At 37.7% G+C, this 11,980-nt stretch carries 9 protein-coding genes; 5 read left to right on the forward strand and 4 right to left on the reverse strand.

Annotation, left to right across the window (positions count from 1 at the left end; translation table 11 throughout):
* Nucleotides 1–40 precede the first annotated feature (40 nt).
* Nucleotides 41–379 carry a winged helix-turn-helix transcriptional regulator gene (locus ACMGDK_RS00430; protein ID WP_436806100.1) on the forward strand — a complete coding sequence of 113 codons (339 nt, stop codon included), beginning with the start codon at nucleotides 41–43 and terminating at the stop codon, nucleotides 377–379.
* Between the two features lie 129 nt (nucleotides 380–508).
* Here ACMGDK_RS00430 and ACMGDK_RS00435 read toward each other — a convergent pair whose 3' ends face one another.
* The 4 genes from ACMGDK_RS00435 to ACMGDK_RS00450 all read right to left on the reverse strand — a co-directional run bounded on the left by ACMGDK_RS00435 (nucleotide 509) and on the right by ACMGDK_RS00450 (nucleotide 8,501).
* Nucleotides 509–2,710 carry a TonB-dependent receptor gene (locus ACMGDK_RS00435; RefSeq protein ID WP_436806101.1) on the reverse strand — a complete coding sequence of 734 codons (2,202 nt, stop codon included), beginning with the start codon at nucleotides 2,708–2,710 and terminating at the stop codon, nucleotides 509–511.
* A 72-nt stretch (nucleotides 2,711–2,782) separates the two neighbouring features.
* Nucleotides 2,783–5,596, reverse strand: a complete 2,814-nt coding sequence (locus tag ACMGDK_RS00440) for a T9SS type A sorting domain-containing protein (protein WP_436806102.1) — start codon at nucleotides 5,594–5,596, stop codon at nucleotides 2,783–2,785.
* A 78-nt stretch (nucleotides 5,597–5,674) separates the two neighbouring features.
* The gene (locus tag ACMGDK_RS00445; protein WP_436806103.1) at nucleotides 5,675–6,133 is read right to left on the reverse strand and encodes a hypothetical protein; all 459 of its coding nucleotides are present in this window, start codon (nucleotides 6,131–6,133) and stop codon (nucleotides 5,675–5,677) included.
* Nucleotides 6,134–6,281: 148 nt separating this feature from the next.
* Nucleotides 6,282–8,501, reverse strand: a complete 2,220-nt coding sequence (locus ACMGDK_RS00450) for an NADP-dependent isocitrate dehydrogenase (protein WP_436806104.1) — start codon at nucleotides 8,499–8,501, stop codon at nucleotides 6,282–6,284.
* 329 nt (nucleotides 8,502–8,830) lie between these two features.
* On the opposite strand from ACMGDK_RS00450, the gene tpx reads away from it, so the two are divergent.
* From tpx to ACMGDK_RS00470, 4 genes are all read left to right on the forward strand, one after another.
* Nucleotides 8,831–9,328: a thiol peroxidase gene (tpx, locus tag ACMGDK_RS00455; RefSeq protein ID WP_436806105.1), complete on the forward strand. Its 498-nt coding sequence runs from the start codon at nucleotides 8,831–8,833 to the stop codon at nucleotides 9,326–9,328.
* A gap of 153 nt (nucleotides 9,329–9,481) precedes the next feature.
* Nucleotides 9,482–10,189 (forward strand): hypothetical protein, encoded by a 708-nt coding sequence (locus tag ACMGDK_RS00460; protein WP_436806106.1) that lies wholly within the window; start codon nucleotides 9,482–9,484, stop codon nucleotides 10,187–10,189.
* A gap of 36 nt (nucleotides 10,190–10,225) precedes the next feature.
* The gene (locus tag ACMGDK_RS00465) at nucleotides 10,226–10,573 is read left to right on the forward strand and encodes a VOC family protein (RefSeq protein ID WP_436806107.1); all 348 of its coding nucleotides are present in this window, start codon (nucleotides 10,226–10,228) and stop codon (nucleotides 10,571–10,573) included.
* 154 nt (nucleotides 10,574–10,727) lie between these two features.
* Complete coding sequence (locus tag ACMGDK_RS00470) at nucleotides 10,728–11,939, forward strand: DUF763 domain-containing protein (RefSeq protein ID WP_436806108.1); 1,212 nt, start codon at nucleotides 10,728–10,730, stop codon at nucleotides 11,937–11,939.
* The last annotated feature ends 41 nt before the right edge of the window (nucleotides 11,940–11,980 follow it).

The raw sequence follows: 11,980 nt of genomic DNA on the forward strand, positions 1-11,980 counted from the left end.
TATATCAATATCATTAATTATATCAAGTAAATTTGCAGCTATGGAAAGAGACCAGACCGAAGAACTAAGAGCCCTGCAGGATACCCTCTATTTTATTGGAGGGAAATGGAGAATTCCTGTAATTAATGCCATCTGTACCGGCCACAAACGTTTCCGTGAAATTGAAAGAAGCATCCCCGGGATCACGACAAGAATGCTTTCAAAAGAGTTAAAAGATATGGAGCTGAATAAATTAGTCAAACGAAATGTTTACCCCGATACTCCGGTTTTAATAGAATATGAACCTACAGAATACTGCAGAACATTTGGAAAAATCATTACAGAAATGATCAATTGGGGAAGAGAGCACAGGAGGGTGATTGTGGAAGATAAAATTTAAAAATTGATATTCAATCTTAAGCAATTCATGCTATTTGTATTGAAAAGTGTTTAAATAAAGACTGCCCCTAAAAAGTGCCTAACTTTTTGGGGCAGTCTGTAAGTGAGGGGATTTATTATTGCGATAGTTTTAAAAATTATACTTCACATTAAATCCTGTAAAGAAATAAGCTTTGCTGGGTCCTGGATTAACATCTGTATAAACATCGGAGTTGTTATATTGGTTGTCCATATCTGTATCATTTATACTGTTTCCGTAAAATAGAAAAGTATAATTGATCTGGCTGGTTAAATTATTTCCTATCACAAATACATCTACATCAAATTTATGGAAACTATGCTTGTAGCCAATTTTAGAGTTGAGCAATCCGAAGCTTTTCACTTTGTTTGTGTTTTCAAAATCAGTGTACACACTTCCCATAAAATTGTATGTATTCTGCCAGTATAAACCAATTTTAGTATCAAGGTCGAATCCTAAGGTAAATTTCGTTTTGGGTACTCCGGCCACGCTGTTGTTGTCATAAGAATAAACACCTGCTGCGCGGTCAGATTCTTTTAGATAGGTACTGAACTTGGAATACTTAAAGTCACTGTATGTATAGCTTACAAAAGGCTGGATTTTATTAATAAAAGAATTTTGGGGCTTATAAGAGTATCCTAGACTCATTTCCAAGCCTTTATTTTTCTGATCTCCTGTGTTGGCCCAGTAAGAGTAAGGTGTTTTTTCTGCATTGTCCAGTCTATCTCTCAATTGGGTCAGTTTATCTTTAATGTGAATATTGAATAATGAGAACTGATAATCTATAGAAGTATTTCCAATCAGTCCCTGAATGCTGAAATCCCACATTTTTGCCTTTTCTGCAATAAGGTTATCATTGGTTGTATTAAGAATGGGTGTAAAGGATGTTGCGGAAGTCGGTGCATTATAGCCTTCGCTGTAGCTGAGGTTGAAGATCTGATTTTTCCATGTTTTTTGCAGGGCAAAATGAGGGGTGGCCACCGCTTTAAATTTTTTATCAAAAGACAGATCCTTATTGTAAAGATCAGTGCCGTTTATTAAGAACAGGCCGGGAAGGGCAAACAAATCTTTTCTGTTGTAGCTGATTTGATTGATGCTGATTCCTGCCAGGAACATTAAATTCCAAGGTTTATAAGTGATTTTTTCCACAGCAAAATAATTGAACTGGTCATTGGTGTATTTAAAATAGGAACCTTCATATAAAGGTCTTAATATGGGAGGATCCGTAATTTTTACACTTTTGAAACGGTAATTGGAAATAGTAGAATTAGACTGCTGGATTTCAATTCCGAATTCTGTCTGGCTCTTGAAATGGTCCCAGTCTTTGTTGAATACAAATACTGACCTGAGACCGTAATTGGATGCAGAAGAAGTTTCATAAGCTCCAGCCGCAATCCTGTCACCCGTAGTGCCGGTATAGAATAGAGTAGTATTGTTGCTGAAGTTTTTGCTGATCTTCCAGATATGTCCGACTCCTGCTCTGGAAGTAACAAATTTAGTTTTGGCTCCTCTTCTGATGTAGGCTAAATTTCCATTATCAATGCCGTTGTAGTAGTCATCATAGGAGATCTGTCCTGATACCTGTTCCAGAGAATTCCCATGAGAAGCTAATAAGGTGATGGTTTGCTTTGGATTCAGTTTAAATTCACCGTTAATATTATAGAAATTCTTAATGCTTTTTCCATGAGGACGGTACCCATCGCTCCCGATATGGGTAAAATTAGCCGTTACAGAATGATTTTCTCCAACGCTGGAAGCTGAAGTAGAGCTCTGAAAAAGACCAAAAGATCCGGTATTGAATTGCTCGGAAACAGAAGTTCCTTTTTGGTTTTCCGGTTTTATATAGAGCCTTACAGCACCACCGGAACCGCCGCCGTACAATGTTGCAGCAGGGCCTTTTATCACGTCTATATGATTGATCAGACCGAAATTGATATCATCCAAAATGGTAACTCCATCTGCTCCGGTAAGAGGAATATTGTTCAGGTACATCTTGATGCCCCAGTTGTTGAATTTCTGATCGTTTCCGTAGCCTCTCAGTATAATTCTCTGGCCGCCCAGCTGTGTTCTTTTTTCCACCTGGACTCCTGCCATGGTATTGAGGCTCTGTTCTATAAATGCAGGATTATTCCGGTTGATTTCATATTCGGAAATGATTTCTGTAGATTGTGCATGTTTTTTAAACTCTTCACGTTCTTTTATAACTTTTGTTCTTGCATGGATTTCTATTTCATCAATATTTTTTTCACTTTCCTGCGCATGTACAAATCCAATCATCCCTAATGACAGCGCGAATATGTAACTTTTTTTCATCAATTATAAATATTAAAAAACAACAAGATAAGACTGCCTTACCTTGCTGTTTTTATTTTAAAATTTTATTTCTTATTTTCTTATGATCACGGAAGTGTGAACCATAGTTCCATTTTGGAGAACCTTTAATACATAATCACCTTTTCCCAGGTTTTCAATATTAAATTCTTCATCAGACTTTACATTGTTTTTTGTCAGGACAAGTTTGCCGGAAACATCATAAATTTCTATATCCGCAGCTTTTCCGTTTTCAAGCTTTACATGAAGAGGACCTCTGGTGGGATTAGGATATACCTGGTTTTTCAGAAGATTATACTGGGCGTTGCTTGTAGATAAAGATACGTTATTAACCTTGGTAGTGAAAGCCCCTCTTCCGTAAGTTACTGCTAAAATGGTCTTATCAGATGGGCGGTAATCAAAATGATTAACTTTAAACTTACCTAAGCCGTCAGAATACAGAGCCCATGTAGGTGAAGCAGCTTGAAAATTAGAAGTTCCCCATACTCCGTAATAAGTTCCCAGAATAACCTCATTATTGTCCTGAGGGTTCATAAAAATAGCTTTTACAGGAATATCAGGAAGATTTCCTTCTTTGGAGACCCATGTTGTTCCTCCGTCTGTAGTGTAAAATACACTTGTTTTGTTAAAATTGGAAACCGTGACCATGATCTCATTTTCAGAAGATCCCAGTTTGATATCAGAAATATATCCTCCGAAATTATAATTGATGGTTGAAGTACTGTGTGTAGCATTAGCATTGGTAACTTTATACAATTTTCCTGAGGATAAACCAATGAATAGAGTAGAGCTTGCAGTAGTATATGGTGAAACAAAAATATCAGTAACAAATTCACCTGTTGCTACAGTGGCAATAGTCAGCTGCGTTCTTACCAGACTTAATGGTACACTTGCCAGACCGCTTACTCTATTTAATGTAATAGAAGTTGAGTTTGTTCCATTGGCATTAGTATAGGCAATGTCCAGATTTCTATCCACTGCCAGAGGGTTTATAAATTGCCCGGCATCTCTTTGAGCTGCAGCCAGAAGATAATATCCTCCCTGTGCATTAAAAATAAAATGGTAATTGTTTACATAAGATGCAATAAGGTATTTATTCTGATCATCAAACGCTGTATAAGCCCCGTCACCGCCATATACTTCTGAAGTATTATAGAAATTATTGGCTAAAACAGCTCCTGAAAGCCTTTTTGTGCCATTATCCTGAGCACCCAGGATCATATCTTCAGTTACAGATGTCGCAGAAGGGTTTAAGGTGCCATGATAGAATTGAGTAACATTAAACCGTTTATTTCTCATTCCTACGGCTGTTGTACTGGCAAGATTATCTTTATTTGAGGCAAAGAAAATACCTCCGTCATTGCCCATTACAAACTGGCTGGGATTCTTAGGGTTGAAAACCAATGCATGCTGGTCTGCATGTACCATGGAAATATTAGCAGTATTAAGTGCATTATTATTGGACCATTTGGTATACTGGGCCCATGTCGCACCGCCATCTGTACTTTTATAAGAATCTATTCCTCCTACGTAAACATGATCATCATTGGCAGGATCGGTTTCAATAACTAAATCATAAAATGCCTGGCCTCTTGTAAAATCATTGTCGGGCTGACCTGTATCGATAGGGTTGGGTAGGGTGATCCCTGATCCCGCGACATTCGTAGAAATCCATGTGGTACCCCCGTCTGTTGTTTTCGCAATTCTGACCGGCTCTGCAGTTGTTGCTCCCTGCATTAATGCATAAGCCTTTAAAGGATTGGTGCTGGAAACTTCTACCATTACCCTTGCGTTATTGTTTCCTAAATCGTACACATTGGTAAATGTAGTACCGTGATCTGTAGATTTAAAAATCTTTCCGCCAGAGGTAGAACCGCTGAAAACGCTCCGTCTTGTGGCTACCCATATAGAGTTATCTGTACCAACTTCTATATCCTGAATATCATATCCTCTGGTAGCGGTAGTGAGCAGACTGTTTAATAGAGTGAAGTTTGTTCCGTCAGTAGATTTATATAATCCGGCTTCATTTAATCCGGCAAAAGTTAGCGCATCACCAAAATAAGTTCCTGCAACTCCTGCATATACCTCAGAGACTCCGTTATTATTTACCACTTTAATAGAAGGTATGTTGTACATTCCTTTCTTCACTCCATTGGAGGCATATCCGTTTTCGAGATTAAATACCTGCTGCCATGTAGCGCCACCGTTAGTTGTTTTCCAGATTCCTAAACCGCTGAAATCGCCGGTTTCTACTTCTCCGGTCCCTACGTAAAAAATTTGAGGGTTATTTGGATCTGAAGTAATGCATGATACAGTGGTATTGGACCAGAATGCATCTACCAGTGTCCATTCAGAATTGGGGTTGGAGATATCATTATTAAACCATAATCCACCCGAGACACCGCCTGCCCAAACCTTTTTGCCTGTAGGGTCATTAGGGTCAAACATGATGCCTCTTACTCTTCCTCCTGTTTCATAAGGGCCTCTTTCTATCCATAGATTGCTAATGTTTTTACTGGCCTGTCCTTCAGCAGCACCGTTGAATAGTTTTAAGTTCTTTTCAGGCTGAAATTTGCCGCTTGCCACCTTTTGCTCAAGATCCACATAATTTTTATTGTGTACAGTTCCGGTTTCAGGATCCATGGTAGCAATGAAATCCTGTAAATAATATTCATCAGGTGGTTTTTGCTTATGATCCCTGGCGTCCTGAACCCTTTTTTGATACGAATTTGTGATATCCTGAATGTGTTTCAGATACTTTTTATTAACCTTTGAGGTATTATCTGCTGTGTTTTTCTGCACTTGCTGTGCATTCAGATAAAGTGAAGCCACAGTAAGGCCCACTCCGAAAATTGATTTTAACTTCATATTTTGTTTTTTTTAAAACTCTATAAAAATAGGATTTTTTTATTGTCAAAAAAAATATTTATTTTAATGAAATTAAATTTATTGTGGATCATTTTCTCTATCTGTTGGTATTCTGTTATTATTTTCGTTGTTTTTGTGAATAAAATTTATTTTCTGTTTGACCTGCTTTTTGTTTTTTTTATCTTCAGATACCAGATACACCCTGTTAAGATCAAATACTTGATCCTGTTCTGGCTTGTTTATTGTGCGATTCTCATCTATGGTCATTTGATCCGGGGATTCGGGAAAGTAGATTCCCTGCAGGTGTAATATTCCGTCCTTGTTTTCTTTTTTTAAAGGTATTTTTACATTTCCCACCAATAGATATTGGGGTTCTATTTTTGAAATATCCTTTACTCTGATATTGAAGTTTTCCGATCTAGAACCTTTTACTCCTCCGTGGTTTGTTGTATGAACAGCTTCAATCAGTTTGTAATGCTGGGCAGAACAGCCGCTGCTGAAGGATAATATGATTAAAATATAACTAATGATTTTCATATTGATGATTTATAGAATTATTTTCAATGCAGGAAATATACAAAAAAAGAATCTGAACGTTTATCCATTTAAACTGCCTCTGGATTTAAAATCAATTCCAAAAAAAGCCCCTTAAAAAAGGAGCTTTCATTTATATATTAGTCAGAAATTAAATTCCGTCAATAATTTCGTTTAAAACAGTGCTTGGTCTCATGGCTGCATACGTTTTATAGGTATCTGTTTTGTAGTAGCCGTCAATATTCTGAGGTTTACCCTGAGCACTTATCAATTCTTCATTGATAACGGCTTCGCTTTCCTGCAATGCTGCTGCAACCGGAGCAAAATGAGCTGCCAATTCAGCGTCTGCAGTCTGGTTAGCTAAAGCTTCTGCCCAATACATGGCTAAATAGAAGTGAGAACCTCTGTTATCAATCTGACCTACTTTTCTTGCAGGAGATTTATCAGTAGCTAAGAATTTAGCGTTAGCTTCATCCAATGCATCAGCCAGAACCTGGGATTTGGTATTTCCCTGTGTCTGAGCCAAATGCTCTAAAGAAGCCTGAAGCGCTAAGAATTCGCCCAGAGAATCCCATCTTAGGTAACCTTCTTCCAAGAACTGTTCAATGTGTTTTGGAGCAGAACCTCCGGCTCCTGTTTCGAATAAACCTCCACCGTTCATCAATGGAACGATAGAAAGCATTTTGGCAGAAGTACCCAGTTCAAGGATAGGGAAAAGGTCAGTTAAATAATCTCTCAATACGTTTCCTGAAACAGAGATGGTGTCTTTTCCTTCTCTTGCTCTTTTCAACGTTTCAGTCATTGCATCTTTTACATCAAGAATTCTGATGTCAAGACCTGCCGTATCGTGATCCTTAAGGTATTTTTCTACTTTTTTGATGATCTCTCTGTCATGTGCTCTTCCTTTATCTAACCAAAAAATAGCCGGTGTATCAGAAAGTCTAGATCTGTTTACTGCCAGTTTTACCCAGTCCTGGATTGGTGCATCCTTAGTCTGGCACATTCTGAAGATATCTCCTTTTTCTACTTTTTGAGAAAGAAGAATATTTCCTGCTTCATCCTGAACTTCAATAGTTCCGTCCGCTGTTGCCTGGAAAGTTTTGTCGTGAGAACCATATTCTTCAGCTTTTTGAGCCATTAAGCCTACGTTCGGAACAGATCCCATAGTTGTAGGATCCAGTTTTCCGTGAGCTTTCATATCATCAATAACAGACTGATAGAAACCTGCATAAGAACGGTCCGGAATAATACATACCGTATCTTCTTCGTTCCCATCCTTGTTCCACATTTTACCGCCTCCTCTTACCAGTGCAGCCATAGATGCGTCAACAATGATGTCAGAAGGAACATGGAAGTTGGTAATACCTTTATCGGAATTTACCATAGCAACTCTTGGTCCGTTCGCTAAAGCCGCTTCAATGTCAGCTTTGATCTCTGCTTCCTGAGCATTTCCTTTGATTTTTTCAAAAAGATCGGCAAGACCGTTATTTGGATTAACATCTAAAGATTTGAATGCCTCAGCATATTTAGTGAAAACATCTTTGAAATAAGTCTCTACGATGGCTCCGAAAATAATAGGATCAGAGATTTTCATCATCGTAGCCTTCAGGTGGGCAGAAAGAAGTACGTTTCTGCTTTTAGCCTCATCAATAGCCTGCTGAACAAATGCTTTTAATGCGTTTAAATTCATTACAGAAGAATCGATTACTTCTCCGGCCTGAAGACCTGCGAAATCTTTTAGTAAAGTTTCAGCTCCGTCATTACCTTTGAATGTAATTTTGAATTTTGTAGCGTTTTCTACAGTGGTTGAAGTTTCGGTTCCGTAGAAATCTCCTCCTTCCATGTGAGCAACGTCTGTTTTGCTGTCAGAAGCCCAGTCACCCATTCTGTGAGGGTTGGCTTTTGCATAGTTTTTAACAGCTTTTGGAGCACGTCTGTCAGAATTTCCTTCTCTTAATACTGGGTTTACGGCACTCCCTAAAACTTTGGCATATTTAGCTTTGATTGCTTTTTCTTCATCATTCTTAGGCTCTGCAGGATAATTTGGAACTGCGAAACCTTTAGACTGTAATTCAGCAATAGCTTCGTCTAATTGAGGAGCTGAAGCTGAAATATTGGGTAGTTTGATAATGTTTGCATCCGGCTGAGTCGCCAATTGACCCAATTCAGCCAATGCATCACCGATTTTCTGGTCATCTTTCAAAAACTCAGGGAAGTTAGCCAAAATTCTTCCAGATAAAGAAATATCCGGAACTGCAATTTCAATGTTTGCTGATTTTGTAAAAGCTTTTACAATGGGTAAAAACGAGTGTGTTGCCAACATTGGAGCCTCATCCGTAAGGGTGTAATAGATTTTTGATTTGTCTGACATTATACTGTGTATTTATTATTTGATTTTTTAAGAGTCACAAATTTACTAAATATGATTGTTTTATAATGGTATTTTGTAAAAAAAGAAGCCAGCATCTCTTTTTAAATAATTGTTTATCTCTAATTTTACTTTGCAACCGAAATACTACCTTTAAACGGAGAATAAAAATGTAATAGTGTTCCCAACCAGCTTCATAGTTGCCGGAACGTGAGCTTAAATAATGCTTCTATGTCTGGGATGCTTATTTTCACTTTAAGAATTATTTAACCTTTATTTGTCTCAGAAGACTTTCTATTTTAAGTAAATTTGAAAAACTAAAAAATAAAATTATGTCAACGATTACCCTTAAAGGAAACAAAGTAAATACAATAGGAACCCTTCCGTCAATAGGAACAACCGTAAGAGATTTTGCGTTGGTAGATTCTACTCTGCACATAAAGCTTCTTTCAGATTTTGATGGGAAAAAGAAAGTATTTAATATCTTCCCGAGTATTGATACAGGGATTTGTGCCGCTTCTGCAAGAAAATTCAATGAAGAAGCCTCAAAACTTGATAATACGGTAGTGATCAATGTTTCTAAAGACCTTCCATTTGCATTGGGAAGATTCTGTGCAGCTGAAGGCTTAAACAATGTAGAAACACTTTCAGATTTCAGAAGCAGCTTTGGAGATGATTATGAAGTAACGATTACAGATTCACCTATGAAAGGGCTGCTGAGCCGTGCCGTAATTGTTACAGACGAAAACAACAAGGTAGTCTATACAGAGCAGGTTCCGGAAATTACGACCGAGCCTAATTACAGCGCAGCAATTGATGCATTGAAGTAATATAACAATAAGATGTATAAAGCCTTGTGGAAAACCCGTTCACAAGGCTTTTTTTGACTCTGGAGAATATATAAACGAGTTACAACAACTCTAACCCATGGTTGAATAATTGAGCTTCGAGTTATCTTATTACCGCATTAAAAAATTAATACCATGAAAATAATTAAATTTAACAGAAGAGTTTACTGCTTACGCTTTTCAACGGTTCTGCTTTTACTTTTCTTTATTGCCTGCAGCGGGCAGGAGAAAAAGAAGACAGAATTCCGTTCAGAAACCAGTACACCCAAAAAATTTCAAAACAAGAAATATGAAAATTATGATCTGATTGGTAAAGTTAAAACGACCCAATGGGAAATTTTCAACTATGATACTTCAGGAAATACAAGTAAATATTATTATAAGGGATATATAGACCAGATTGATTTAAATTTCAATAAAGAAGGAGAACCCTTTTTGGTGAAGCTTGTAAGTAAATCTATAAAAGCTTATCAGCAGCCCCGTGATAGTAAAATAGAAAATATAGTATATGAGAAAGAACCTGTAATCCTTTTAACATCTTCATCTATCGAGGACATAAGTATTGACTATCTGTCTTATTCATCAAATGTAGATCCCGGGACCAATAAGCTTATTGCTGAAAATAAATATATTAAATATTATTATAATAAGTATGGTGACCTGCAGGACTATATCATTACTGCCGAAGAGAATGAAGCCCCGAGATATTTTAAATTTACATATAAATATGACAAAAAAGGTAATTGGGTAGAGCGTATCTTATCTGAAGAGTTTTATGACTCAGAAACTCCGGATGATAAAGAGATTGTACAGAAAATTGTAAGAACCATCACTTATTACTAACAGTAATCTATATTGTAAACTCTTAATTTGCATAAAATGGTAAAGAGAATTGTAGCCAATATAAAAACAGGTCATTTAACTGAAGCAGATCGTTTTTATAAAGATATTCTGGGTCTTGAAATCCTGATGGACCATGGCTGGATTAAAACTTTTGGAAACCATGAAGAAGCGCAGGTTCAGGTAAGTTTTGCCGCTCAGGGCGGAAATGATACAGAAGTTCCTCTGCTTTCAATAGAAGTTGATCTTGTGGATGAACTCTACGGAAAAATGCAGCAGGCCGGTTTCGAAATCACTTACGGGATCACCGATGAAGATTGGGGAGTACGAAGATTTTTTGTAAAAGACCCGTTTGGAAATTTAATCAATATACTATCACATCAATAGCTTGTTTGTCAGCAGAAATTATCATTTTCACTATAGAACTTTATTATGAAAACAACAATAAAAAGACTCTAGTCCGAATCTATTATCTCAGATCTGGTGATTCAAATCATCAAAAATAAACCGTACAATAGCTATCTTTACATTTTAAAATACAATGAAACGTTCAGGAACAGCAGATTTGCCTTTACACTACGGAAAAGTACCGCCGTGGCTGTATGAACGTATGTCTGTGCTTGGGCTTTCCATGATTGAAGTGATCTTAATGGATTACGGAAAAGATGAGGTTCTTCGGAGGCTTGCAGATCCGTTCTGGTTCCAGAGTTTTGGAGCTGTAATGGGTATGGACTGGCATTCCTCAGGAATCACAACTTCCGTAATGGGCGCTTTGAAACGGTCCATAAACCCCAATTCAAAATCATTGGGACTGTATATCTGTGGCGGAAAAGGCAAATTTTCAAGAGAAACTCCTTCAGAACTCCTTCAGATTGCTGATAAAACAGGACTGAACGGTCATGAACTTGTAAGAGCCAGCAAACTTTCCGCAAAAGTGGATAATACTGCCATTCACGATGGTTATCAGCTCTATCTGCATAACTTCATCTTGGCAGATAATGGCAGCTGGAGTGTAGTGCAGCAGGGAATGCATGAAACCGACGGTACTGCAAGAAGGTATCACTGGCATTCAGGGAATATCAAATCATTTATAGAAGAGCCTCACACCGGAATCAATGGTATTTCAAGAGGAAGAATCCTCAATCTTACGGATGCTCATGCCTCAGAAAACAGACAGGGAATTCTGGACATTTCCCATACCGATTCTATTGATGTAATGAAAGATTTTTCGAGATTAATACTTCCGGCTCATCATGATGTGCAGGCTTCAGATGTTGATTTAAAACGTCTCGGAGCTCTTTTGTATGTAACCCGTGAGCAGCAGCCTCAGAATTTTGAAGACCTTTTAATGCTGGAGGGAGTAGGACCCAGAACCATGCAGTCCTTAGCATTAGTCAGTGAAGTTATTCACGGTGCACCTTCAAGATTTGCAGATCCGGCAAGGTTTTCCTTTGCTCATGGCGGAAAAGACGGCCATCCATTCCCGGTTCCTACTAAAACTTATGATGAAAGCATCAGTATTCTCAGAAAAGGAATTGAAAAATCAAAACTTGGAAACTCCGATAAGCTGAATACCTTAAATAAACTGCATCAGATTGTAGCTGCCACTGAAAAAGATTTTATTCCCGATTTTGACATCCAGCAGGTGATAGAGGAAGAAAGACAGAATTCATGGCGCTTTGGAGGGAAAACGGTATTCGGGGACGCACAGCCACCTAAAAATCCGAAACCGATCCAGCTTTCTCTATTTTAAAATTTACAAATTCTTGGATGATAAAATGTAAATGTTTAATT

It is taken from the genome of Chryseobacterium hilariae (assembly GCF_051400735.1).
Classification (GTDB): Bacteria; Bacteroidota; Bacteroidia; order Flavobacteriales; family Weeksellaceae; genus Chryseobacterium.

Bases quoted from the DNA above. Each gene is read 5' to 3' on its own strand.
- ACMGDK_RS00460 (WP_436806106.1), top strand. From the start codon at position 9,482: ATGAAAATAATTAAATTTAACAGAAGAGTTTACTGCTTACGCTTTTCA.
- ACMGDK_RS00445 (WP_436806103.1), bottom strand. From the start codon at position 6,133: ATGAAAATCATTAGTTATATTTTAATCATATTATCCTTCAGCAGCGGC.
- ACMGDK_RS00470 (WP_436806108.1), top strand. From the start codon at position 10,728: ATGAAACGTTCAGGAACAGCAGATTTGCCTTTACACTACGGAAAAGTA.
- tpx (WP_436806105.1), top strand. From the start codon at position 8,831: ATGTCAACGATTACCCTTAAAGGAAACAAAGTAAATACAATAGGAACC.
- ACMGDK_RS00430 (WP_436806100.1), top strand. From the start codon at position 41: ATGGAAAGAGACCAGACCGAAGAACTAAGAGCCCTGCAGGATACCCTC.
- ACMGDK_RS00450 (WP_436806104.1), bottom strand. From the start codon at position 8,501: ATGTCAGACAAATCAAAAATCTATTACACCCTTACGGATGAGGCTCCA.
- ACMGDK_RS00440 (WP_436806102.1), bottom strand. From the start codon at position 5,596: ATGAAGTTAAAATCAATTTTCGGAGTGGGCCTTACTGTGGCTTCACTT.
- ACMGDK_RS00435 (WP_436806101.1), bottom strand. From the start codon at position 2,710: ATGAAAAAAAGTTACATATTCGCGCTGTCATTAGGGATGATTGGATTT.
- ACMGDK_RS00465 (WP_436806107.1), top strand. From the start codon at position 10,226: ATGGTAAAGAGAATTGTAGCCAATATAAAAACAGGTCATTTAACTGAA.